27 protein-coding genes are annotated in these 22060 nt (G+C 42.7%); 10 read left to right on the top strand and 17 right to left on the bottom strand.

Annotated features, from left to right (window positions below; genetic code table 11):
- Window positions 1–53: 53 nt before the first annotated feature.
- The 4 genes from BMZ58_RS14250 to BMZ58_RS14235 form a co-directional block, all read right to left on the bottom strand.
- On the bottom strand, window positions 54–1088 hold the full coding sequence (locus BMZ58_RS14250; RefSeq protein ID WP_075037232.1) for a LacI family DNA-binding transcriptional regulator: 1035 nt from the start codon (window positions 1086–1088) through the stop codon (window positions 54–56).
- A 566-nt stretch (window positions 1089–1654) separates the two neighbouring features.
- The gene (locus BMZ58_RS14245) at window positions 1655–2479 is read right to left on the bottom strand and encodes a carbohydrate ABC transporter permease (RefSeq protein ID WP_075037231.1); all 825 of its coding nucleotides are present in this window, start codon (window positions 2477–2479) and stop codon (window positions 1655–1657) included.
- Complete coding sequence (locus BMZ58_RS14240; RefSeq protein WP_075037230.1) at window positions 2479–3339, bottom strand: carbohydrate ABC transporter permease; 861 nt, start codon at window positions 3337–3339, stop codon at window positions 2479–2481. Before BMZ58_RS14240 ends, BMZ58_RS14245 begins: the two co-directional genes overlap by 1 nt.
- 251 nt (window positions 3340–3590) lie before the next feature.
- Window positions 3591–4901: an ABC transporter substrate-binding protein gene (locus tag BMZ58_RS14235; protein WP_075037229.1), complete on the bottom strand. Its 1311-nt coding sequence runs from the start codon at window positions 4899–4901 to the stop codon at window positions 3591–3593.
- 362 nt (window positions 4902–5263) lie between these two features.
- On the opposite strand from BMZ58_RS14235, the gene BMZ58_RS14230 reads away from it, so the two are divergent.
- On the top strand, window positions 5264–5698 hold the full coding sequence (locus BMZ58_RS14230; RefSeq protein WP_075037228.1) for an Hsp20/alpha crystallin family protein: 435 nt from the start codon (window positions 5264–5266) through the stop codon (window positions 5696–5698).
- On the opposite strand, the gene BMZ58_RS14225 is transcribed toward BMZ58_RS14230, so the two are convergent.
- Window positions 5692–6051: an Hsp20/alpha crystallin family protein gene (locus BMZ58_RS14225; RefSeq protein WP_167360089.1), complete on the bottom strand. Its 360-nt coding sequence runs from the start codon at window positions 6049–6051 to the stop codon at window positions 5692–5694. The genes BMZ58_RS14230 and BMZ58_RS14225 overlap by 7 nt on opposite strands.
- A gap of 116 nt (window positions 6052–6167) precedes the next feature.
- Between BMZ58_RS14225 and BMZ58_RS14220 the strand changes: the two genes are divergently transcribed.
- The 3 genes from BMZ58_RS14220 to BMZ58_RS14210 are packed head-to-tail and all read left to right on the top strand — an operon-like array spanning window position 6168 to window position 6989.
- On the top strand, window positions 6168–6368 hold the full coding sequence (locus BMZ58_RS14220) for a hypothetical protein (RefSeq protein WP_075037226.1): 201 nt from the start codon (window positions 6168–6170) through the stop codon (window positions 6366–6368).
- Between the two features lie 5 nt (window positions 6369–6373).
- The gene (locus BMZ58_RS14215) at window positions 6374–6697 is read left to right on the top strand and encodes a hypothetical protein (protein WP_075037225.1); all 324 of its coding nucleotides are present in this window, start codon (window positions 6374–6376) and stop codon (window positions 6695–6697) included.
- Window position 6698: 1 nt separating this feature from the next.
- Window positions 6699–6989, top strand: a complete 291-nt coding sequence (locus BMZ58_RS14210; protein ID WP_075037224.1) for a hypothetical protein — start codon at window positions 6699–6701, stop codon at window positions 6987–6989.
- Here BMZ58_RS14210 and BMZ58_RS14205 read toward each other — a convergent pair.
- Genes BMZ58_RS14205 through BMZ58_RS14195 form a run of 3 tightly spaced genes read right to left on the bottom strand, consistent with a single transcriptional unit; the run spans window position 6974 to window position 7723 of the window.
- Window positions 6974–7198: a hypothetical protein gene (locus tag BMZ58_RS14205; protein WP_075037223.1), complete on the bottom strand. Its 225-nt coding sequence runs from the start codon at window positions 7196–7198 to the stop codon at window positions 6974–6976. The two genes, BMZ58_RS14210 and BMZ58_RS14205, sit on opposite strands and share 16 nt — an antisense overlap.
- A 46-nt stretch (window positions 7199–7244) precedes the next feature.
- The gene (locus BMZ58_RS14200) at window positions 7245–7490 is read right to left on the bottom strand and encodes a hypothetical protein (protein WP_075037319.1); all 246 of its coding nucleotides are present in this window, start codon (window positions 7488–7490) and stop codon (window positions 7245–7247) included.
- Window positions 7491–7501: 11 nt separating this feature from the next.
- Window positions 7502–7723, bottom strand: a complete 222-nt coding sequence (locus BMZ58_RS14195; protein WP_075037222.1) for a hypothetical protein — start codon at window positions 7721–7723, stop codon at window positions 7502–7504.
- A 202-nt stretch (window positions 7724–7925) separates the two neighbouring features.
- Between BMZ58_RS14195 and BMZ58_RS14190 the strand changes: the two genes are divergently transcribed.
- Window positions 7926–8681, top strand: a complete 756-nt coding sequence (locus tag BMZ58_RS14190; RefSeq protein WP_075037221.1) for a sugar phosphate isomerase/epimerase family protein — start codon at window positions 7926–7928, stop codon at window positions 8679–8681.
- A 490-nt stretch (window positions 8682–9171) separates the two neighbouring features.
- Here the strand turns inward: BMZ58_RS14190 and BMZ58_RS21765 are convergent, their stop codons facing one another.
- Window positions 9172–9405 carry a hypothetical protein gene (locus BMZ58_RS21765; RefSeq protein WP_075037219.1) on the bottom strand — a complete coding sequence of 78 codons (234 nt, stop codon included), beginning with the start codon at window positions 9403–9405 and terminating at the stop codon, window positions 9172–9174.
- A gap of 107 nt (window positions 9406–9512) precedes the next feature.
- On the opposite strand from BMZ58_RS21765, the gene BMZ58_RS21760 reads away from it, so the two are divergent.
- The gene (locus BMZ58_RS21760) at window positions 9513–9680 is read left to right on the top strand and encodes a phosphatase PAP2 family protein (RefSeq protein WP_425268662.1); all 168 of its coding nucleotides are present in this window, start codon (window positions 9513–9515) and stop codon (window positions 9678–9680) included.
- A 14-nt stretch (window positions 9681–9694) separates the two neighbouring features.
- Here the strand turns inward: BMZ58_RS21760 and BMZ58_RS14170 are convergent, their stop codons facing one another.
- Complete coding sequence (locus BMZ58_RS14170) at window positions 9695–10024, bottom strand: helix-turn-helix domain-containing protein (RefSeq protein WP_075037217.1); 330 nt, start codon at window positions 10022–10024, stop codon at window positions 9695–9697.
- Window positions 10025–10272: 248 nt separating this feature from the next.
- Here BMZ58_RS14170 and BMZ58_RS14165 point away from each other — a divergent pair, with 248 nt between their 5' ends.
- Window positions 10273–10995, top strand: coding sequence for a CBS domain-containing protein (locus BMZ58_RS14165; RefSeq protein WP_075037216.1), 723 nt, complete (start codon window positions 10273–10275; stop codon window positions 10993–10995).
- Window positions 10996–11084: 89 nt separating this feature from the next.
- The gene (locus tag BMZ58_RS14160; protein WP_075037215.1) at window positions 11085–11453 is read left to right on the top strand and encodes a PilZ domain-containing protein; all 369 of its coding nucleotides are present in this window, start codon (window positions 11085–11087) and stop codon (window positions 11451–11453) included.
- Window positions 11454–11559: 106 nt separating this feature from the next.
- Here BMZ58_RS14160 and BMZ58_RS14155 read toward each other — a convergent pair whose 3' ends face one another.
- From BMZ58_RS14155 to BMZ58_RS14145, 3 genes are all read right to left on the bottom strand, one after another.
- On the bottom strand, window positions 11560–14637 hold the full coding sequence (locus tag BMZ58_RS14155; protein ID WP_075037214.1) for an efflux RND transporter permease subunit: 3078 nt from the start codon (window positions 14635–14637) through the stop codon (window positions 11560–11562).
- On the bottom strand, window positions 14637–15971 hold the full coding sequence (locus BMZ58_RS14150; RefSeq protein ID WP_075037213.1) for an efflux RND transporter periplasmic adaptor subunit: 1335 nt from the start codon (window positions 15969–15971) through the stop codon (window positions 14637–14639). Before BMZ58_RS14150 ends, BMZ58_RS14155 begins: the two co-directional genes overlap by 1 nt.
- A 390-nt stretch (window positions 15972–16361) precedes the next feature.
- Window positions 16362–16982, bottom strand: a complete 621-nt coding sequence (locus BMZ58_RS14145; protein WP_075037212.1) for a hypothetical protein — start codon at window positions 16980–16982, stop codon at window positions 16362–16364.
- 211 nt (window positions 16983–17193) lie between these two features.
- Between BMZ58_RS14145 and BMZ58_RS14140 the strand changes: the two genes are divergently transcribed.
- A complete protein-coding gene (locus BMZ58_RS14140; RefSeq protein ID WP_075037211.1) occupies window positions 17194–17373 on the top strand; it encodes a YjfB family protein in 180 nt (59 codons plus the stop codon).
- Between the two features lie 238 nt (window positions 17374–17611).
- Here the strand turns inward: BMZ58_RS14140 and BMZ58_RS14135 are convergent, their stop codons facing one another.
- Window positions 17612–17908, bottom strand: a complete 297-nt coding sequence (locus BMZ58_RS14135) for a hypothetical protein (protein ID WP_075037210.1) — start codon at window positions 17906–17908, stop codon at window positions 17612–17614.
- Window positions 17909–18559: 651 nt separating this feature from the next.
- Window positions 18560–18982: a 3-hydroxyacyl-ACP dehydratase FabZ gene (fabZ, locus tag BMZ58_RS14125; RefSeq protein WP_075037208.1), complete on the bottom strand. Its 423-nt coding sequence runs from the start codon at window positions 18980–18982 to the stop codon at window positions 18560–18562.
- Window positions 18983–19131: 149 nt separating this feature from the next.
- Here fabZ and BMZ58_RS20820 point away from each other — a divergent pair, with 149 nt between their 5' ends.
- A complete protein-coding gene (locus tag BMZ58_RS20820; protein ID WP_139207348.1) occupies window positions 19132–19278 on the top strand; it encodes a lmo0937 family membrane protein in 147 nt (48 codons plus the stop codon).
- Between the two features lie 62 nt (window positions 19279–19340).
- Here BMZ58_RS20820 and BMZ58_RS14120 read toward each other — a convergent pair whose 3' ends face one another.
- Both BMZ58_RS14120 and BMZ58_RS14115 read right to left on the bottom strand, forming a co-directional pair.
- A complete protein-coding gene (locus BMZ58_RS14120; RefSeq protein WP_075037207.1) occupies window positions 19341–20429 on the bottom strand; it encodes a class I SAM-dependent methyltransferase in 1089 nt (362 codons plus the stop codon).
- Window positions 20422–21756: an FAD-dependent oxidoreductase gene (locus tag BMZ58_RS14115; RefSeq protein WP_075037206.1), complete on the bottom strand. Its 1335-nt coding sequence runs from the start codon at window positions 21754–21756 to the stop codon at window positions 20422–20424. The genes BMZ58_RS14120 and BMZ58_RS14115 overlap by 8 nt, the downstream gene beginning before the upstream one ends.
- Between the last annotated feature and the right edge of the window lie 304 nt (window positions 21757–22060).

Here is a 22060-nt window from a genome sequence, read left to right as displayed (position 1 = left end):
TCTTTTCTCTTTATTTTTGTGTGAATTGCGCTTACTGAACTTTATAAAATTGTTCAATTGTTAGCTGGAATTATGGAGTGACACGAGTCTCTCTCAATAATGATCGTTGGGATAATCACACTTTTCTTGATCATATCCGGACGGTTCAATAATTCAATTAAATTTCTAGCTGATTCATGCCCCAACTGAAAGGACTGTGTATCGACCGTTGTCAGTGCGGGGTTGGATAAACGAGCGATCATCGTGTTGTTGAATCCGATAATGCTCATATCTTCAGGAAGTTTTATGCCCTTTGCTGTCAAAGATCTCATGACTGTCAAAGCGTTATAGTCATCAGTGATTACAAGGCCTGTAGGCGGTTCCTGCTCCCTGAGCAATTCCTCAACAACCTGGTCTGCATCTGCGAAACCAGACTGGATATTTTTTTGTAATCGTTCATCTTCCACTAAATTACCATTCGTCAAAGCTTGTCGAAATCCTTCTAAACGGTCCCTGGCGACTTCAAAATGTGAATCTCCTCCGATGAAACCAATTCTCTGATGACCGAGATTCATCAAATATTCGGTCGCTTCCTTGCTTGCCTGGATGTTGTCATTATCGACAAACATCGTTTCACCAGTCTGGCTGACAGGCTTTCCAATCATGACGAATGGAAACTGGCATTCTCTTAAATATGGTACAACTTTATCGTCTTCTCTTGAGTAAAGGACAATGACTCCGTCGACTCTCTTTCCCTGTACCATTTTGACGACCTCATTATAAATAGCTTCTTCTGTATTGCCAGTAGTCAGATAGATGCTATAATCCTCTTCATGACAAGCATCACTGATCCCTCTTAACAGTTCTGAGAAAAATGGGTTATCGAACGAGTGAACAGAAGAAACTTTGGTCACAATTCCGATGGTCTGTGTCGACTGACTGACGAGGACGCGTGCATTATAGTTGAGGTGATACCCTAGTTCCTCCATCACTTTTCTGACTTTACACTTTGTCTGTTCGCTTATTCTTGGGCTGTCGGAGATGACTCTGGATACCGTTGAAGGAGCGACATTCGCTTCTCTGGCCACATCTTTTATTGTGACAGACACGTTCATCCACTCCTTTTCTATTTCTACATTAGTATTTATTCATTTGTTCCTCCCCCACAAACGCTCCCTATATTGTGTAAGACTCAGTTTCGAGATTTTTGTTTGATAGTATGGTGTCTGGGCAAACGACTCGCTTTCCGTGGGCATGTGGTGAGCTTCCTCAGACTTCGTCTTCGGGGATCTCACCTATCATGTTCATCCCACAGGAGTCTCGCCGTTTGCCCTGACACCATATAAAAAATGGACGCTCGAAACCCCAACACAAGTAAAGAACTTTTGCGGATGAAAATGCTATAGGCAGTGTTCAAGCATAATTCTCCTTCAATATATGGCAAGTTTTTACTTAGCTGATTTCGAGAAATATTTTTGGCAAGGGGCGGAGGGGAATGGGGAGACTCCTGCGGGAAAAGAGTGCTTGGTGAGACCCCACAAGGCGTCAGCCTGAGGAGGCTCACCGCGCTCCCGCGGAAAGCGAGTCATTCCCCGCAGCCCCATCCACTTACACAAACAGCTCGAAATCAAGCCTTCAAGGATACTGCCAAATAGTAGAATGATTAACATGAAAATTACTTAACAGCGCCTTCGGATACTCCGTTGATGATTTGCTTTTGGGCGAAGAAATATCCAACAATCACTGGAATGATCGCGATCGTCAATCCGGCCAGTGCCAGGTGCCATTGCTTCGTATATTGACCGAAGAAATAGAACATCTTCAACGGAATCGTCGCATTGGACTCACTCAAAACAAGTGAAGGAAGAAGGTAGTCGTTCCAGATCCATATGACATTCAAAATACCGACCGTTACAGAAATCGGTTTAAGAAGTGGGAAAATGATGTACCAGAAAGTTTGGAAACGGTTGGCTCCATCAATGATAGCTGCTTCATCCATCGATTTTGAAATTCCTGTCATCGCGCCATGATATAGGAAGATAGATAAGCTACATCCAAACCCGAGATACATGAAGATCAATCCGCCCGCATTGAGCATGTCCGCCTGTCCAAAAATGGAAACGAGCGGAATCATGACCGACTGGAAAGGAATCAGCATGGCAGCGACGAAAATGAAGAAAATGATGCCACTTAGTTTGCTTTTATTACGAGCTAGTGCATATCCGGCCATCGAAGAAAACAGAATGATGATGGCGATACTCAAACCAGTAATCAAAACAGAGTTGAACAAGGACTTTAAAAATTCCAAGTCAATAAAGGCTTCTACAAAGTTTGCGAATACAATTTCCTCCGGGAAACCGAGCACGCCTGAAAAGATATCACGCTTTGATTTAAAAGCATTAACGATCATCAAGTAGAAAGGAGCAATCCAGATCAGACCGAGCAGAAGGCCGAGAATTTCAATCGAAAGGAGATTTCTTTTTTCGTTATTCTTTTTCATTACATCTCAACCTCCCGCTTCTTGTTGTAATACACTTGTGTCATTGCAATTACTGCGACAATTAAGAAGAAAATTACAGCTTTGGCCTGAGCATATGCCATTTGATTATCGGAGAATGCTGTTCGAACGATTTCCATTGCTACCATTTGCGTCGAGTTGAACGGTCCACCGTTTGTCAGTGACAAGTTCTGATCGTAAATCTTGAAAGCCATGGATAATGTCAGGAACATGCTGACAGTAAAAGCTGGTGCTACTAGTGGAAACGTAATGTTCTTAAAGCGTTGGAAGCTGCTTTCCCCATCAATTTTGGCTGCTTCAATCAATTCTTTAGGAATGTTTTCAAGATAAGCGATATAAATGATCATGATATAACCGGCCATTTGCCATGCAGTCAGGATGACAAGACCCCAGAAGCCTGTATTCGTCGTAGATAACCAACCGTTCAAGCCTTCAATCCCTGTAAGACCTGCTATATCACCGAAAACACTGATAAAGATGAACTGCCAGATGAATCCAAGAATCAAACCACCAATCAAGTTCGGCATAAAGAATACCGTACGCAATAGATTGCTTGACTTGATATTACGGGTTACCAATAACGCTAGACCAAGACCCATAATGTTCAATAAAATGACAGTGACGACTGCGAATTTCACCGTAAACCAGATCGAACTCATGAATTCATTTTCCTGAAAAAGCTTGATGTAATTCTCAAATCCTAAAAACTCATTCGCTGTAATCCCGTTCCAATCAGTAAAGGAATAAAAAAGACCATAGAAGAACGGAATGACGACAACAATTCCTAAACCGAGAATGACTGGTGTAAGAAATAGCCAGAAAGCTAAACTTCGATTCTGCATGTACAACTCCTCCAATGCGTTATGCGGAATTTTCCGCCGTTATGATATCGATTTCATACAATCGGAATAAAACATCCCATCTATTAAAATACTTATGGTTCGACCTCTGTTTTTTCTTTATGCACAGAGGGATTCCAAGCTTGAATGCATCTAGATTTCAAAGAGCATTATTTAAATATCCTAATAGAGGGGATTTTTTATAGTACCGGTAAGGGCTTTCGCCCTCACCGGCTTCATGAACTGATTGTGACTTATTGACGAGAACTTTCCCAATCTTCTGTAGCTCTTTGCTCTACTTCTTCCCAACTGATGTCACCAGCCAAGTACTCTTGCACGGCAACTCCGAATGCATCTTCTGTCCACCCTGTTGGTGCTCCAAGGAAGACCCATCCAAGTGTATTGCCTTCATTGGCATATTCATAGATTTCCTGTGAAATCGGGTCAGCGATTTCTTGATCTTCATAACCTTCATAAGCTGGGATGAATTTGAATTGTTCTGTTACGAATTTCTTCCCTTGTTCAGAAGTGTACATCCAATCCAGGAAGTCTTTACTTGCTTGTACCACTTCGTCTCCAGATTCTTTGTTGACTACCCAGTAGTTTGGTACGCCGACTGGGATGCTGTCTTCGTATCCTTCTACAGGAATTGGAAGAAGGCCTACATTATTTTCTGCGAATTCAGGATCCATAGATTCAATCGTGTTGTATACCCAGTTTCCTTGCTGAATCAATGCTACTTTTCCAAGAGAGAAGTTTTCTTCTACTTGTTGAGAGTAATCAAGGCTCAGTGTCGGTTGTACAGAGTATTCATTTTGTATATCGATGTAACGTTTCAACTGCTCACCCATAGTGAACTCCACAGTATCCGCTTCGTACGCTTCCATAACATCGTGGTTGAACTCATCGGCAAGGTAAGCATTTGCAGCATGGTTACCAATGACCCATTTTTCTTTTGCAGGGAATGCGAATGGTGCATCGATACCAAGCTCATCTTTTTGTTCTTCCAACGTTTGAGCTGCTTCTTCCAGTGCGTCTAAGCTGGTAATTTCCTCTGGATTGATTCCTGCTTCTTCAAACACTTTTTTGTTATAGAGAAGTCCATAACCCTCTTGGTTGAATGGAAGTCCAAGAATTTGATCATCTCGGGAAACTCCTGATAGTGTACCTTCAAGAGCGGCTCCTGCTGCTTCCGTATCTGATAGATCAGCTAAATATTTCTCGTATTCATCTACATCCGTCGGACCGCCTACGTTGAAAATGTCAGGTTCTTCACCGGAAGAGAAAGATGTTTTCAGGGAAGCTCCATAATCGTTACCGCCACCGACTGTCTTGACATTGATATTGACGTCTGGATTTTCTTCTTCATACATAGAAACAAGCTCTTCGAACTGATCTTTGAATTCTACTTTAAATTGAAAGACATCAACTGTGACACCATCTCCAGAAGCCTCGCCTGAATCCGAACTGCTGCTATCGTCAGACCCAAACGAACATCCTGTAAGAGCTACAGTGGAAGCCAATAAAGCTGTGGCAATACCTGAGTAAAATTTGTTTCTTTTCATCTCATCCACCCCTATTTTATCTATCAATCAATGAATCCGCTTACATACCACTTGTAAAAAACGAGTTTTCTAACTTGGTGCAATTCATGCGCATACGTTTGCGCATAAGGCAGTTAAAAAACTCATCAGCTTGTCTACAAATGAGTTATAAAAGTCCTGTGATTTCCAGTGAATACGTTTGCATAAATTTCATTGATTAATGAAGTTGAGTAAATCATAACACGGGGGTTATCCAAAGACAACACTTTTTTTCAAATAATTCTACAAATAGACAGCGCTTACATAACAGATTCTATGTTTCATTGCTCTTCTGTCATGAAGCTCCTACTTTTTTCATATTTTAAAACGTGAGGTGAAAATCCATGAAAAGAAAAAAAGGTCAGCTCAATTGGGAAGCTTTTTCCGATAATGTCGAAAAAGTGTTGGGAGAGGACTTTTGGAACGAAATGCACCACGTCATTCCAAAACGCGGCCCGGCCTATGACTTTTTTCAAACCGAGAAGCAAGGGGTATTGATCATCGAGTTGCCTGGATTAACGAAGGACGATCCGCTCCAATTAGTTCAAGAAGGAACATTCCTCGTCCTCAAAGGGGAAATCACTCCTCCTTACCCTGTACCAACAGATGAATTACTTCACAATGAACGAATGAAGGGCAAATTCAAAAGAGTCATCCCGATTCCATTTCACTTTTCCTCGGATGATATCGTCACTTCCTACAACGACGGTTTACTTGTCGTTACGATTTTTAAAAGACACGATAATAATGAAATCCCTGTCGAGCTCGATCATCAGTAGTGCAAAAAAATCTCTTTCTCATCAGAGTTTTTCTTCGGGAGACGGACTTCAATTATTCCGTCACTATATTGAGCATAAATATTCCTTCGACTCGTATGAGCAGGTAAAGGGATGGTCATCCTTCCGTAATGGATCCCATCAACAAAAAGTTTCCCATTCCCTACACTAAGCCTAATCGACTCGACATCTACTTCGATTGGTTTTTGAATGGTCACCACTATTTCCCTCATCAATTCTACCACTTTATAATCTCCTTCCCTTTCTTGAAACGGTGGAGAGTGTCCTTCCCCCTGCTGTGAAGGGTTCAAAGCTTCTTCTATTGATTTTTGAACAAATTCATTCATCTTTGTCATATCCATGAGGGGATCCGGGAGCATTGACCCTTTTTGTCCCAAAGGATTGAACCAATTCATAAAGTCCTTCATGCTTATCTTTTCCTTTCATACATTTAATGATAGGAGGTGAAGTGATGGCCCAGATCATTTTCAAACATTTAACGGTAGACCAGATTCGCGACGCTTCCGGTATTTATTCAGGAACGAACATCCAATCCAAATACAAAGCAAACGAACGACGCTTTGAGGGAAATGGGAAAATTGTCGGCGACCAGAACCTCCTTCAACATAATAAACACTTGATTATCAAAAGACCTGATTGCCGAGGGAAATAAAGATTATGTTTTTCTTTAAAAAACGCCGTATTTCCGAAAGTCAGGTTGAAGAATTATATAAAGAAATCAAAGAACTTAAACAGACGATCCAAAACTTACAGGGGAAGCATGTGGAATATCACATCCACTTAGATCAAGTGGATATCCATGACCCGAACCTTGAACAGCTTACCTTCCAATTGGATCATTTAGATATCGATGAATTGAGTGGTGCATTGAACCTCGGGAATAACTTCGGCGTTCATGTGAAACCTAAAGGATCATCAAAACCAGAGTTAAGCAAGACAGATCAGGGATTAAAGTTCACCTTCCAATCAAAGGAGGACTAGTATGTCTTTGTTATCCCCTAATTTTTTCATTGGAAATATCCGTATTGGCACCATTGAAAATGCCTCTTGTCTGAATATGGGTAATAATCTTCCCACAGGTTTTGAAAGTCATCAAAAGCTGAATCAAGGTTTCGGCACGGTACATGGAGACGGAAACACTCTAGAGGGCTTGCGATCGGTTTTGAGTGATGCAGCGATTCTCGATTTAATGACAAGGGAGAAAGAGCATGAAATTCCTGAGTGGGTAGAAAAAATGATGGAAAAGAGAATGGATGATCAATCCACAGAGTGATTGTCTCCATTCTCTTTTTTCTTAGTTTCTGCTCCAGCATGCTTGGTGACCGGCATATCGATAAGATCATTGTCATGGACGATATTGATGTTATAGGAAATAATATTCCCATCGCCGACCACAGTGCCAAGTGCAGTGTTTTGTTTTTCTTGTGACTCCCAGTGTGTCTGCGTGTTAGGGCCGATGAAAATGCCAGAATTGGTAGTCATTTGCTGGACATTTATCGAATCAAATTGAATATGGATACGACCCCTCCTAATACTGGACGTTCGGCTGAGGGTTATTAACCGTAGGGTTTACTATTGGTGTGTCGGTCACATCATTATCAATAATAGTATTCACATTGTTCGTGGCAATGAAAAATCCGACCGTAATTCCTGCAGCATTATTATTCTTCCCTTGCCACGACCAGTCAGGCTGGTTGTTTTGACCTGTGGAGATGACTCCATTTTCATTGACAGAGTTGACGGCGATCTGGTTAAAAACGACAGATACAGGCATACCCATTCACCTCACCTTTTATTGTGATATCCTATTCCGGATTTTTTGGAATGTGCCTTTTCCACAAAGCCCCCTATCCGACCTTTGATGCCATAACAATCAAAGCAGACGTCTACATAGAGGGATTGCCCATCTGTCACTTTACATACTTCTTCTTCTCTAAGCTCCGTTTTACAAATCCAACATACGGTATGGATTTCCTTCATCATCCGCAAATTATCTTCTATTTTCATTTGAAGCACTCCTCTCTTCTTAATGATTAGATTTTAAAGGAAGAATTTATTTCAGGGTAATCAGCAAATATCTACTTTTCTCTCTTCACCTACCTTACTATTTATGTTTCTCTCGACAATTTTTATATTTTGGAAGGAGATTCGACACGAAAGGTCTAAATTGTGTATGGTGAAGCATTAAAAAGAGAAAGGGAGAATCCTTATGAAAACTCCAATACCATTTGCCGTGCAACTCTATACACTAAGAAACGAAACAGCGGCCGATTTTGCTGGCACGTTGAAAAAGGTGGCTGATCTTGGATTTGATGCTGTCGAATTTGCAGGTTTTGGTGATTTGAAAGCAGAGGAAGTGAAAAGCCTTCTTGATGAATTGGGCCTGAAGGCAGCCTCCAGTCATATCCCGTTAGAAGAGTTGAAGCATAACCTTCCACAAACCATCCAAGACCAAAAAACGATCGGAAGCTCTTATATTGTTTGTCCTTACATTGAGAACCGAAGCGAAGAGGATTACCTTGCTTTAATTGAAGACTTGAAAGAAATCGGGGATGCATGCAGGAAAGAAGGACTGACGCTTTGCTATCACAACCATGATTTTGAACTGGAACCTTTATCTGATGGAAGAAAAGCTCTCGATGTCATCCTTGAGGAAACAGATGAAAATCAAGTGAAAGCGGAGTTTGATATTTACTGGTTACAAAAAGCAGGCGAACAGCCTTCGACATGGATCGATCGCTACAAAGGACGAACCCCATTGGTTCACTTGAAAGATATGACACTGGATGAGGAGCAATTTTTTGCCGAATTAGGTACTGGTGGAGTCGATTTGGATACTATTTTTGTCTTAGGAGAGCAGGCAGGCGTGGAATATTGGGTTGTGGAACAAGATGAAAGTCGTCGTACGCCTTTAGAAAGTTTAGAAATCAGCATGAATTATTTGAAAGAAAAGTTTCCTCAATAAATGGCAGGATTATGGAAGAATTGATTCCGATATAATTAGGGTTCGCTACCGTATTAAGAGTCAGGGGTGGTTGGGAAGCTACTCGCTTTCCTGTGGGGGAACTGGCGAGCTTCCTCGGGCTATCGCCCTGTGGGATCTCGCCTACCTCCTTCTCCCACGGGAGTCTCCCAGCTTCCCCACCACCCCATTCGAAAGTAAGGTAGAAACGAACCCCTTTACCAAAAAGGAGCATCTTCTCCCCTCCCTTTCCTAAGAGAATAAAACTTGCTATAGCAAAATTTACGGCAGGGACGTATATTTTGAAACGCATACTGACATCTATTTTCACTTTTCTTAAAGCGGTGTCGAGTCACTTATATAGAAAAGGCGGAGGGGATATGGTGAGGCCCCGTAGTGTGAAGCTCGGGGAGGTAAAAGTTCTTATTAAAGAATTTATAGGACTTGTATGTTAGGGGATTGGGAAAATGGATGAAGTTTTATTACGCTGGATTTATGATTTTTCGGAAGTCGATTTGGTAGACCAGATCATGATTTTCTTTTCTTCCTGGGGATATAAAGGGATGATTATTGCATTTTTATTGATGGCCATCATGAAGAGGACTAGAAAAGCAGGACTAGCTGTTATTGCAGGCACTGTCGTTGGCCTTATCATTACCCGGACGATTCGATATTTGATGCCAAGAGAACGGCCTTTTGTTGTATTTGAAGATATTCCTGCCCTCATTGCGAAAGAGGCAAGTGCCTCTTTTCCAAGTGAACAAGGATTGATTGCGGGGGGGATTTATCGCTCTTTTGTGGTTTTTCGGAGGGGCACTGAAATGGCCAGGAGTTGTGATCGCCCTTCTTGTACTTGTCTCTCGAGTTTACCTTGGTCACCATTTCGTTTCCGATGTTGTTACCGGTGCCTTGATAGGTTCTTGTTCCTTTTTAATAATAAACAATGTCATCTCTAGAAATAGCAGAACAAATAGAGAAACAAAAGAAATCCTGACTCTTTGATTGAGTCAGGATTTTTATTTATTCTTATGGATTCTCCATTTGTTAAACTCTAAATACTCCCGGAATTGTTCTTTGGAAATTCCTGAGTTCATCGCTTCCTGGACAAGATTCATCCAATCCTCATCTAGCGTTTCATCCTTCGGCTCGTTCTCTCCATGTAACAAGAAGTTTATCGAGACATCCAGCTCCTGGGAGATCTTTGTTAAAAACTGAATGGAAGGGTTCGTCTGGATATTTCGCTCGATCGAGCTCAAATACGACTTAGCCACTCCTGCTCTTTCAGCTAACTCGGATAGCGACATATGACGGTCCTTACGGATTTTTTGTATGCGTTCACCGATCATAATCTCACCTACTTTCATCATAATTCGAGTATAGCACATATCATCATTCCGTTCTATTTAAAGCACAAAATTCATTATGGAGTCCTACAAAATCAATAACATCCACTTTATGCATAATCCCTATGCCCCACACTTTATTATCGTCCACTGATTCGAATTCTTTAGCTATCCAGAGGATTTTTGTGAAAATGAGTGAGAAATGACTAGAAAAGATATACTAGTCATAAACGATGAAGAAGGTGAACAACATGAATGACATTGTGGAACAGTTTGAAATTACATTCAACCAGATCCATCAACATTTGAAGGAACTGAACGGCTATCCCAAAAATGATAACTTCGTAGAACTTCTACAGCGTTCCAAATTGAAGCATAGCGTCATCCGCGTCCACTTCGATCAGCTTAAACAGTATGCGAAGTTGAGAAACGCCATCGTCCACGAACGGATCAGTGGAGACTACTTTATTGCAACTCCTCACACAGACGTCGTCGAACAGTTGAAACGTATTAAACGAACGCTTGATCAACCGCCAAAAGCCTTGGAATTCGCAACTCGTCCTGTGCTTTTCTTCAAAGAACACACGGAACTCATTCATATAATAGAAGCATTTGAAGAACACGGGATTTCCCAATTTCCCATCTATAACCAGGATCATTCATTTGCAGGTTTGCTTACTAATGATGGGGTTGTTCGCTGGTTATCCCAGAACACCCATAACGGAAAAGCAGAGCTTGAAAAAGTGAACGCCTCGCACATCCTTACTTCTGAAAAAAATAAAAGCGTGGAGTTTTTACAATCATCCGCCACTGTTTTTGAGTTAGAAGAACGTTTTGAAAGAAGCTTAGATGAAAACAGAAAGCTGAAGGCAGTCATACTTACGGAATCGGGGAATTCTGACGACATTCCTGCAGGTATCGTTACTACTTGGGATTTAATTAAAGTAGATCGGCGCGAAGATGAGGAAGACTGACTATTTTTTAGATTTATATGTGAAAATGTTGAACCTAACGATATGAAAGGATATGATTGAACCATCAATGCTTGAAAAGGGGTGTGTACATGAACGAACGCAGAAATGAGCCTTTCCGCTATCCATTCGAAACACCCCTCCCCGGATTTTACAATAGAAAATCCAGTAAAAACGTCTCTGGTCCGTTGAAAGTCAAAGACATCAGTTTGAACGGGTTACGTTTTTCGTGTGCTGTTCAACCCGGTTTGTCTATGAAAGATGAATTATTAATTTCGTTCATTTATGAACATGAAACATTCACAGCTGAAGGACGTTTAATTTGGATGAAAGTCGAAGAGAATGAAATGACATGTGGAATCCATGTGTTCGAATTCCCTGATCGCTTGAAAACCATTATCCAGGAGCTTGGCGAATCGATGCAAGCAGATAAAAATGAGCAAACCACCCGGTCTCCGTAATGGAGGCTTTTTTATTTGTCATCTATAGCATTTACGTAATGCAAAAAAATGGTGTACCAGGTCATCCAATATTTGGATGACCTGGTACACCAAAAAATGTAAATGATTAGGTTTTGTCAGCTCTTCTGCGGAAGAAACTTGTGATTTTGTTGGATAGGTCGTCCAGGTATGTGTACACGACCGGGATCAGGACGAGTGTGAAGAAGCTTGAAACTGTTAACCCGAAGATGATCGTAACAGCTAACGGTTGCTGCGCTTCTGCTCCGCGGCCTATCCCGAGTGCTAGTGGGACCATACCTAGTACTGTAGTTAACGTCGTCATCAAAATAGGACGTAAGCGATTTGGTCCCGCTTCTAAAATCGCTTCATACCGATCATATGATTTTCGACGTAATATATTGATGTAGTCGACGAGCACGATGGCATTGTTGACGACAATTCCCGCGAGCATGATAATACCTACAAAAGCAGGTAAGCTGAATGGTAACCCTGTCACAAACAGTCCACCAGATATCCCGATAATCGTTGCTGGTAAGGAGAACATGATGATGAATGGGAACAAGAAATTCTCAAATTGAATCGCCATGACCGCATACACGAGGAAAATCGAGAAAATCAATGCCAGTGATAAGTCTCCGAAAGCCTCCTGCATATCTTGAGCCTGCCCTCCGATACTGTAAGAATAGCCATCGGGGAAATTCAACCGTTCGAGCTCAGCCCTCACCTCTTCTGTTGCTGTACCTAAATCAACATCTGATATTTCCGCTTCTACATTCACTTGCGGCTGCTGATTTTGTCTCAATAGAGAGACAGGACCCTGGACTTGATTCAACTCTGCGATGGTCGCAAGAGGGATCAGGGCACCATTCGGAGTCTGAATCGGCATCCCCTCAAGGTCAGCAATCGTCTGTCGTTCGTCTTCCGGTAAAATGAACCGTACATCGATTTCGTCGGATCCGTCCCGGTAGCGTGTACCGATCTGCCCATTAAAACCGAGCTGAACTTGCCCGATCACTTGCTGATCGGTCAAGCCGTATTGAGCCGCTTTATCCTGGTTGACTTCGATCTGCATTTCCGGTCGTCCTTCGTCTGTAGATGACGCAGCATTCTCCACACCATCAATTTCGTTCATCAAGTAGGCGACTTGTCCCGCCAACTCGTCTAAAACTTCGTATTCCGTCCCATTGATTTGAACTTGTAATGGCGCCCCTGTTCCTAGTCCTGCATCCAGTTCACTCACTTCTATTTCTGCGCCTGGAATATCTGAGAGAGCTTCATCGATTTCTTTCATTACTGTTTGGGTTGTTTTTTCCCGTTCTCCAGGTTCTATCAGTTGGATCGTATAGGAAGCAAAATCAGAAGAACCATTGCCGACACTCCCCATGCTACCCCCACCGATAGACAAGTAACTGACATCCATCCATTCCTCGAATTCTTCAAGTCTTGAATCGATTTGCCCGGTAAGATTCTCCGTCTCATCCAATGATGTACCCTCAGGCATATTCACTCGAACTTCGACTTGTCCCTGATCAGACGGTGGAATGAATTCTGTACCGATTAACGGAATGAGCGCAAAACTTCCAGCGATTAAGGCGATCGTAATTGCCATGGTCGTCTTCCTGAACTTCAGAACCCATCTTAATATCGAGCGATAGATATCATTCACTTTTTCTAAAAAGCGGTTAAACCAATAGCGTCTTCCCTCTTCCTTCAGAGACTTTGTCAAAAGTTTCGATGACAGCATTGGGATCAAGGTGACAGAAACGGCTAAGGAAGCGATGAGTGCGAACATAATCGTCAATGCTAGAGGGGTAAATAATTCAGACGCGATACCCTCAACGAAAATGATCGGCAAGAAGACGACTAAGGTTGTCGTAGCAGATGCAACCACGGCAGGCGCAAGTTCCGATGCCCCTTCCTTTGCGGCTTCGACCATAGAGTATCCCCGCTGCCGGTAACTTACAATATTTTCTAATATGACGATCGAACTGTCGACCATCATACCGATTCCAAGGGCAAGACCACCCATTGTCAGAACATTTAACGTTTCTCCAGTGAAATACATCAGGGTGAACGTGGAGATGATCGCGATTGGAATCGACAATCCGATGACGAGTGTCGCCCGAATGCTTTTCAAAAATAACAACAAGACAACGACAGAGAAAATACCACCAAGGATGATGTTCAACACGACACTATTGATGGATATTTTAATGAATTCTGAAGTATCCAGAACAATGCTTGTGCCGATTCCCTCGGGTAAATCTTCTTCTAGCTCATCCATTGCGTCACGGACATTATTCGACGTTTCCACGGTGTTCGCATCCGTTTTTTTCAAAATGGACAGAACGACAGCGGACGAGCCGTCGACTTTGCTGACTGTGTTGGAATTCGTCAATTTTTCTTCTACGTCTGCAATTTGCTCGAGTGTTACCTGTGCTCCTGACGGGGACTGGATGATCGTGTTCCTGACATCTTCTATCGAGCCGAACTCCCCATCAATACGAATCTGCAAATCTTTCTGCCCTTTTTCTATCTTCCCGGCAGATGCGGATTGATTCGACGCATTCAAAGACTGCATCACTGTTTGGGAATCCAAACCATATGTAGCCATTTGGGCACGGTCGACAAGGACCTGGACTTCTTTCGATTGGCCACCTTCCACACTTACAGAAGCTACTCCCTCTTGTCTTTCCAAAAATGGAACAAGACGGTCCTCTGCCACTTGCTGGAGTTCTTCCGGTGTATCTCCGGATAAACCTACTGTCATAATCGGTAACTGTTGAGGGTCAAATCGTAAAACACTCGGATCTGATGCTCCTTCTGGCAAGAGGTCTCTTATTTGATCGACATTTTCCCGGACCTGGAGAAGTGTACTGTCTAAGTTCACTCCTGTATTGAACTGAAGCAAAACAAGAGACGCTCCAGCCTGGGATTGAGACTGAAGCACCTCTAAGCCTTCGATACTACTGACCGATGACTCCACCGGCCGGCTGACGAGTTTTTCCACTTCCTGTGGAGCCGCTCCCTCATAGGATGTGGAAACGACCGCTATCGGCAAATCGATTTCTGGATATAAATCAATGGTTAAACTGCGCAAAGACACAAAACCCAGAGCCAAAATGGCGGCAACCACCATGATTACTCCAACAGGTCTTTTGACAGACAGATTTACGAGCTTCATCAGGAATCCTCCTCCATGATGGTGACCTTATCTCCATCAGATAATGTCAGCTGTCCTGTTGTGATCACATCGGCCCCTTCGGGAAGATCTCCTGAAACAGCAGTGAATTCTGTTTGGGATTCAAGAATGGATACATCCACACGCACTGCTTTTTCATCGACGACCTGATAGACATATGCTTCCTCATTTTCTTCGACAAGACTATCTGTCGGCACAATCAGTGTGTTTTCTACTATGTTTTCAGGAAGCAAAAATGTCGCCATCATGCCTGGTTTGATTTTTTCATCACTGTTACTGACTGTTGCTTCTACAGGGTAAAGCCCCGTATCATCAGGAACGGAAGAAACATAATCTACGGTAGAAGTCACTTGTTCTTCCAATGAAGGAAGCTCAATTTCCAGTTCATCCCCTTTATTGAATAGAGAAAGTTGCTCGCTTGTGACCGATGCTGTGATCGTCATCGGGTCTAAACTTACAATGGTTGCAAAGGGTTGCTGGTTTGTGACAAGATCTCCTTCTCCAGCGTCCAATGTCGAAACTTCCCCTGTCGACGGAGCAGGAATCGCTTCGTTTGCTGCCTGGTTCTGTGCCTGGTTCAATTGGACATTTGCCTGCTCCACTTGAAGTTCTGCTTGGTCCACGGCTACCTGCGCCTGTTCTAGTTGTTGTTGTGCTTGATCGACCTGCGCTTCTGCCTGGGCTACTGCTGAAGATGATTGAGGCTGCTGTCCTTTTAATTGTTGATACTGGGCATAGGCTTGGTCAGCTCTATTTTGCGCTTGTTGGAAAAGGGCGTCAGGGATTGTACCTTCATCGGCCAGCTTTTTTGTCTGATCCGCCAGTTGCTTTGCTTGTTCATATTGTTGTTTGGCCGCTTCAGATGCCTGGGCCGTTTGGCTTTCTTCTGATTGAGAAGCTTGCTTCGCTAACTCCACCTGCTCTTTGGCACTTTCTACGCCTTGTGCTGCCTGATCTTCAGATATTTGGGCATTTTCAAGCTGTTTTTCCGCCTGACGTACTGCAATTTGCTGAAGTTCGATTTGATCTTCCGCATTTCCTCCTGGACTGACAACAGCAAGAGTTTCACCTTCTTCGACCCGGTCGCCTTTCGCTACATTCAATGTAATTAATTCGCCTGGTGTTTCTGAAATGACCGGAGAAGCTTCTGCTGATGTCGCACGAGCCACAATTTTCCGTTCAATGACAAAATCCTCTTTCTTTACAGATTCCACATTCACGGGTGTGATTCGTTCCTCTACTTCTTCACTTGCTTCGTCCTGCATACAAGCGGTTACAAAGAAGAGTAAAAACACTAATATGGACAACCGTTTCATTCAATACTTCCTCTCCATATAAGACTCTCTCATTTCCTCCACGTGTCTCTATTCCTTGCTCTATTTTTTCCTATAATCAGGATGAAATACGGATAATAGTATGGCTTTCTCTTCGTTCTGACTATGTAGTCACAATTATGATTAATGTTACTAAACTGCAAAATGTAATGCAACTTGTTGTATTCAGATGAAAACGACAAAATTATGACATTTTATGTAAGATGACGGACTTCCTATACAGAAAAATATAGAACCACACCGGCACAAAACCTATAAATTGTCTTGATTTTCCTTTAGTGCCGGCGAGGATTCACATAATTCACGCAGGGGAAAGTCGGCATTCTTAGCAACAAAAAAACTGAACCTCAACGAGAGGTTCAGTTATCTCTATTATTGCAAATTATTTCCCAACTGCGCGACAATTAAGTCCAGCTTTTTGACTTTAGGGAGCTCATAGCCTGGGAATCGTTCATCAAAATGATTGAAAACCGGCTCTAGCGCCTCATCTTCCAATAGCTCTTCATAAGTTTTGAACGTATGCTGATATTGTCCAATATACCGTTTCATCTTCTTATCAAAACCGGATAAGTGATAAGTAGATGAATAATCAAACGCTTTAACAATATCACTATCATACGAAGGAAAGCTTGGATTCATTGTATGCAGCATCGCAGCTGCAAGAGGGAATTGCATCGTATGATTTCCCTTATGGTTCTTCACTTCGTACAAATTCTTTGTGATTTGTACTATGTTTGGACGATCATATCCACGCTGCTCTTCCATTACCTTGAAGTAATAAGTTTCAAATTCCTTCGTCAGACTCGGGTTATCCAAACGGAAAAAGTGACGGAAAATGAATTGATACAACGTGTCATCGGGAACATAAGTGTCTTGAAAGACCGTATGAAGATATAAATACACGTCCAATTTTTCGAGTGGTATACTATTGACCACTTTTTCATAATCTTCCAGAATCAAATCTTTCAAGTCGTTCGACGTCCTGTATTTCATCATTAATCACCTCTATTCGCTTATTCCACACAATCGAAACCGGAAAACTTCTGTTTTACCAAGTTTGCATGAATATTACTAATTCCATTTTACATAACATTCGTGCGTTTTCCAAAGGATTTCAAAGATACGGACTAAGAAAAAGCGAGTCCGTATTCTTGCTTGAGTTTTTACGGACCTGATCCGATGGTATAAGGGAAGGAGGGATAGGATGGATATTGCTGCAATCTCCATGGCTATGAGTACCACACAACTGAAACAACAGTCCAGATTAGCAATGATGGACAAAGTGAAAGGGGAAGCGGAACAACAAGGAAACCAAATGGTGGAAATGCTTGAACAATCTGCACCTCACCCAAACCTCGGGAACCGAATCGATGTAAAAGGGTAAACTTTTGTTAACAACGAGACAGTGGCTACCTTACCACTGTCTCTCTCATTGGAGAGGAATGATATGATGGGTAGCGAAAAGCTATTAGCGTTCACCGGCTTTACTATGTTCATGACAGGAATAGGGCTTTTTCTCATCCCATTTCCTCGTGCCGACTTTTACTATTGGCGGCATATGTATGCTGGTCATTTCCACGTTTCTGTCCATGAAAAAAAGCCGCTGAAGGAGCGGCTTTTATTTATTGATTACCTTCTTCGTCTTCTGTGGCACCGTCATCTGTCATGCCGTCTCCATTACCACCGTTCTCACCATTTTCACCATCAGTCATATCGTCTTGTTCTTTTTCTTCCTTATTTTCATTTGTTTCTCCGTTTCCTTCATCAGGGTTACCTTCGTCCATTTGATCCTGTTCTCCTGTGTTTTCCTGTTCTTCCGTATTGTTTTCTTCTTCCGCTGGCTCTTCTTCACCAGCACATGCTCCTAGCAATGACACAGCAAAGAATGCGACCAACAGTTTCAATAGTAATGCTTTCATTGGTGATTCCTCCTTTTTTGATGATTACGAAATCTAGTTTGTCCATTTTGAGGAAATTCATCCATATTATCATCATTTTCTTTTTTACTTTCTTTTTATCCCATCCTCCACTAATGTTCCCTATTCTTGAAGACACATTTTCGAGACTTTTGTGTGGTGCGGATGGGGGCTTGGAAGCTACTCGCTTTCCGCGGGGATGGCGGCAAGCCTCCTCGAGCTAAAAGCTCTGCGGGGTCTCGCTAGCCAAACCATTCCCGCGGGAGTCTCCCTGTTTCCCAGGCACCATACGGTAAAATACTCTCGAAACTATCTTTTAAAAATAGGAACTTTGACGACTGGAAATTCTATAGCAAAGGCATGAAGTCCTGATTCTCCACCCAAATAGGACAGGTTCTCACGGAAATGATTTCGAGAAACTCTTAAGGCAAGGGTCGTGGGGGAAGGGGGAGACTCCCGCGGGAGAAGGAGCGAGGCGAGACCCCGGAAGGCATAGCCTGAAGAGGCTTGCCAGTTCCCCCGCAGGAAAGCGAGCCCTTCCCCCACGACCCTAAACCCCCCCAATATCTCGAAATCAAGTCTTCAGGAATACTGGCAGGTAGGTGAAGAAAATAGTATAAAAAGAACCCGGCGGTTGGCCGGGTTCTTTTTATACTATTTTAGGGCGAACATAATTTCTGCTTCACACGCGACTTCGCCATCTACAGATGCAGTCGCTTTCCCTTTTCCAACAGGCCCTTTCAGGCGAACGATTTCTACTTCGAGTTTCAATCGATCTCCTGGTTTCACCTGACGTTTGAAGCGGCACTTATCAATTCCTGTAAAGAAGGCAAGTTTCCCCTGGTTCTCTTCTTTTTTCAACATAGCAACGGCTCCCATCTGGGCCATCGCTTCCGTAATCAAAACTCCTGGCATAACTGGATAATCCGGAAAGTGCCCTTGGAAAAATGGTTCATTCGCTGTCACGTTTTTATATCCAACAGCACGCTCCCCTTCTACAATTTCTTCTACTTGGTCAATCAATAAAAATGGGTAACGGTGTGGAATAATTTCTTTGATTTGTTGTATGTCTAGCATGATTAAGCTCCTTTCGTGTTTCATGGTCTTATTATAAAAGAACCAGAGCAGTTGGACAAAGTTTTTCCTGTATCTTTGTTTTGAAAAACAGAAAAACGGAAATTATACCATTACATCCATTTATTATACGGACGAAGGAGGGAAAATTCATGCTTTGGACTATTTTAATTGTTCTACTTGTTTTATGGTTGCTCGGTCTCCTTGGAGGGATTGCCGGTAACTTGATTCACATTCTATTGGTAGTTGCGCTTGTCGTATTGATTGTACGCCTGGTGCAAGGCCGGGGTCGATTATAACTACTTTCAACAGGAAAACCGCTACGGATCATTCCGTAGCGTTTTTTTACTTTAAGAGAGTTTCAGGAGCTGCGCGTGAGTTCTGTTGTCTGATTAGCAGCAAGTGTTTGCTCCGAACTGCCTGCCATTTTTGTGTGACTCATTTCTTTGACAGGACTGGAAGGACTCAACCAACAGGTGTACCAGGAACCTTCTTTGATGATTGGATCCAAATCAAATAGTTCATACCTGCAATTTTGCGAGACCTCACTCAATTCATTTTTATTAGGCAATGCAAAAAGATTAGAGTGTGCAACGAAAAAGCTGTTGAACGCTGAAGAAAATGCTTCTCCGTGTTCTGTTTCATTGATTGGGGTTATGACTGAAATCAGCCCCTGGTTATGAACATAGGTATGAAGATGACTCAACAATTCCCCTCGATCGGCCGGATGGATATAGTGGAAAATATTGTGAAGGAGCACGACATCCACTTTCTCCTCCTGTTCAGGCTTCCAACTATTGATATCTCCTACTTGAAAGCTTATATTCGGAAATTGGGAAGATAACTCTCTCGCACGCTCTACTACTTTTGGGTTGATGTCCACACCAATCATTTCAACGTGAGGGAATTCAAAGGCTAGTTTTCTTAAATAGCCTCCATGGCCACAGCCAAGATCGACGATCGACCCAACTTTTTTATCTTTGATCATTCGTTTGATTTTTTTGATAGCGAAATGCTCAAGGAGTGCTGATGTCTCTGCGACCACTTCTCCATGACGATCATGATTGAATTCCGCTCGTTCCTGTGATTTCATAATATCAGGATACATTAATAATGTCGGGAGGTGGAGCTCCATCATTTCTTTCAACAATGCTTTTACCCCTGGAGATTGGTTGTCTCCCATTAAGCTTGCACACTTCTTTTTCGAGGTACGATACCGGTTATTCGGGCGCTTTTTCAAATGCTTGACAGCCACCCCTACTTTCACCCAGGAAGCTAGGAGGTCGTAAGGGTACCCTGTCTTTTCACTAATCGCTTCTACTGTTCTAGCTGTTTTGAATTCATCAAACAGGCCGAGTTCTGAACCTACATAGGCATGCCAGCTCGGCAAAAACGATTCATTTTTCTTCATCCATTTCCTCGCCTGCATGGCCGTGATCCATTCATTCATGTGATCCATCCTTTCTATCTTTTTTCCAGGGGTAGTCTTCTTCATCAGAGAATAGGTATTGCTGCTGTTTTTGGTCAGGAACTTTTTTGCTTCGAGATGGTAGTATGCTTCCTTGAATGGCGCGGTCGATTAAATGGAAATCCCACCTCCCAAGGCCTGATATATTCAACATCTGTTTGACGTGAAGGTAATCATCATCATATATTCGTTGAACTGCCCGCATACGGAACCTGCGCCACCAATCGTACGGAAGTGAATAGACGAGGGCCGATAAATGACTCAATTTCAGTAAAAATTCCACGCGTGGTTTTCTAATATCTTCATAGTAGTGCAAGTAGTCGGTGTAACTTTCCCCTTCCTCTTTACACCACGCTAATAGTTCACCAAGAATGTCTGCATCCTGGATAGCGAGATTCATCCCTTCTCCTGCCATTGGGTGAACGGTATGGGCAGCGTCTCCTATGATGGCTAAGTTTCCAGAGTAATAACGATCTACATGATACGTGAAAGGAATCATCAGTTGGACAGACTTCCAATCTTCAATTGTTCTTACCCCTTCAGAGAGCGCTGGTTCAAGCTCACTATATGCCTGATAAAAGGACTCCAGCCCTTTTTCCTGAATTCTTTTATATTCCCCTGCTTTAATCAGGAAAACGGTGCGAACTTCCTTGTTAGGCAATGGAAAAAGTCCAAGAAAACAACTGGACGTTGTAATGATTTTCCCTTTTGTATAATCTTCTGGTCTGGGGATCGTTACCGTGAGAAAATGGTGATTGTAATCTTTTCTGTCGACCGTTACATTCATAGCATCTCTTGTAGGTGAGCTACGCCCTTCCGCTCCTATGTATACTTGAGCATGGACGTAAGACGTTTCTTTCTTCCGCTTCAACTTTGCCATACCATTTTCAAAACCTACAAATCGGGTACCAGGTAAATAATGAAAATATTCCTCGTACGATTTCCCTTTGTTTCTGAGTATTTCTTTCGTCTTCTCATGGGGAACCATCAAAGCATGATCATATACACTCGCTACTCGCCCATAATCAAGTTCTGTGAGATTGATTTCATCAGGGGCTGCTCCCCTGTTACGTTGTACTTCTTGAAAACGGAGCTGGTCGATGACATGTCCATTCTCTTCAACTTCACCCAGAACACCCAACCGCTCCAATATGGCTAGTGTCTTCGGTTGCAATAACTCTCCTTTATATACAGGAGATTCCCGCTTCAATTGCTCGGCGATGACAACGTGCACCCCCCGGCTCGCAAGCTTGGCAGCTAAAGCCAGTCCTCCTACTCCGCCTCCTGCAATGAATACATCTGTCTTCAAAATTTTGATCCCTCCCTGTCACTTAGTTCTCTGTACGGTGTTCATTCCCTAATTCACAGAGTGGAAACATTCGGATGTCCCTGTGATGCGGGAGAATGTTAGTTTTCCCGGCATTATGTCCGGGAGGGGACCAGGTACACTTTCTTACGGATTTAATTCCATTCATGGCAGGAAGTTTTAGCACCAGACTGTTTGGTCCTTCATAAAGAGAAAAAAGCGCACAAAAAAACACGGACCAACCTGGCTCGTGTTTTGCATATAGAAGATGTTTGCACATAGAATGAAGTACAAGCATCCATCCGTT

It is taken from the genome of Halobacillus dabanensis, from assembly GCF_900114165.1.
In the GTDB taxonomy this organism is placed as follows: Bacteria; Bacillota; Bacilli; order Bacillales; family Halobacillaceae; genus Halobacillus; species Halobacillus dabanensis.
Note: the sequence above shows the minus strand (reverse complement) of the source record. Positions and strands in the feature narration are given on the sequence as shown.

Excerpts from the sequence above, each read along its gene's own strand:
- BMZ58_RS14245 (WP_075037231.1), bottom strand. The coding sequence starts at position 2,479 with ATGAAAAAGAATAACGAAAAAAGAAATCTCCTTTCGATTGAAATTCTC.
- BMZ58_RS14240 (WP_075037230.1), bottom strand. The coding sequence starts at position 3,339 with ATGCAGAATCGAAGTTTAGCTTTCTGGCTATTTCTTACACCAGTCATT.
- BMZ58_RS14235 (WP_075037229.1), bottom strand. The coding sequence starts at position 4,901 with ATGAAAAGAAACAAATTTTACTCAGGTATTGCCACAGCTTTATTGGCT.
- BMZ58_RS14230 (WP_075037228.1), top strand. The coding sequence starts at position 5,264 with ATGAAAAGAAAAAAAGGTCAGCTCAATTGGGAAGCTTTTTCCGATAAT.
- BMZ58_RS14225 (WP_167360089.1), bottom strand. The coding sequence starts at position 6,051 with ATGACAAAGATGAATGAATTTGTTCAAAAATCAATAGAAGAAGCTTTG.
- BMZ58_RS14220 (WP_075037226.1), top strand. The coding sequence starts at position 6,168 with ATGGCCCAGATCATTTTCAAACATTTAACGGTAGACCAGATTCGCGAC.
- BMZ58_RS14215 (WP_075037225.1), top strand. The coding sequence starts at position 6,374 with ATGTTTTTCTTTAAAAAACGCCGTATTTCCGAAAGTCAGGTTGAAGAA.
- BMZ58_RS14210 (WP_075037224.1), top strand. The coding sequence starts at position 6,699 with ATGTCTTTGTTATCCCCTAATTTTTTCATTGGAAATATCCGTATTGGC.
- BMZ58_RS14205 (WP_075037223.1), bottom strand. The coding sequence starts at position 7,198 with ATGACTACCAATTCTGGCATTTTCATCGGCCCTAACACGCAGACACAC.
- BMZ58_RS14200 (WP_075037319.1), bottom strand. The coding sequence starts at position 7,490 with ATGCCTGTATCTGTCGTTTTTAACCAGATCGCCGTCAACTCTGTCAAT.
- BMZ58_RS14195 (WP_075037222.1), bottom strand. The coding sequence starts at position 7,723 with ATGAAAATAGAAGATAATTTGCGGATGATGAAGGAAATCCATACCGTA.
- BMZ58_RS14190 (WP_075037221.1), top strand. The coding sequence starts at position 7,926 with ATGAAAACTCCAATACCATTTGCCGTGCAACTCTATACACTAAGAAAC.
- BMZ58_RS21765 (WP_075037219.1), bottom strand. The coding sequence starts at position 9,405 with ATGAGGGCAGGAATATCTTCAAATACAACAAAAGGCCGTTCTCTTGGC.
- BMZ58_RS14170 (WP_075037217.1), bottom strand. The coding sequence starts at position 10,024 with ATGATCGGTGAACGCATACAAAAAATCCGTAAGGACCGTCATATGTCG.
- BMZ58_RS14165 (WP_075037216.1), top strand. The coding sequence starts at position 10,273 with ATGAATGACATTGTGGAACAGTTTGAAATTACATTCAACCAGATCCAT.
- BMZ58_RS14160 (WP_075037215.1), top strand. The coding sequence starts at position 11,085 with ATGAACGAACGCAGAAATGAGCCTTTCCGCTATCCATTCGAAACACCC.
- BMZ58_RS14155 (WP_075037214.1), bottom strand. The coding sequence starts at position 14,637 with ATGAAGCTCGTAAATCTGTCTGTCAAAAGACCTGTTGGAGTAATCATG.
- BMZ58_RS14150 (WP_075037213.1), bottom strand. The coding sequence starts at position 15,971 with ATGAAACGGTTGTCCATATTAGTGTTTTTACTCTTCTTTGTAACCGCT.
- BMZ58_RS14145 (WP_075037212.1), bottom strand. The coding sequence starts at position 16,982 with ATGAAATACAGGACGTCGAACGACTTGAAAGATTTGATTCTGGAAGAT.
- BMZ58_RS14140 (WP_075037211.1), top strand. The coding sequence starts at position 17,194 with ATGGATATTGCTGCAATCTCCATGGCTATGAGTACCACACAACTGAAA.
- BMZ58_RS14135 (WP_075037210.1), bottom strand. The coding sequence starts at position 17,908 with ATGAAAGCATTACTATTGAAACTGTTGGTCGCATTCTTTGCTGTGTCA.
- fabZ (WP_075037208.1), bottom strand. The coding sequence starts at position 18,982 with ATGCTAGACATACAACAAATCAAAGAAATTATTCCACACCGTTACCCA.
- BMZ58_RS20820 (WP_139207348.1), top strand. The coding sequence starts at position 19,132 with ATGCTTTGGACTATTTTAATTGTTCTACTTGTTTTATGGTTGCTCGGT.
- BMZ58_RS14120 (WP_075037207.1), bottom strand. The coding sequence starts at position 20,429 with ATGAATGAATGGATCACGGCCATGCAGGCGAGGAAATGGATGAAGAAA.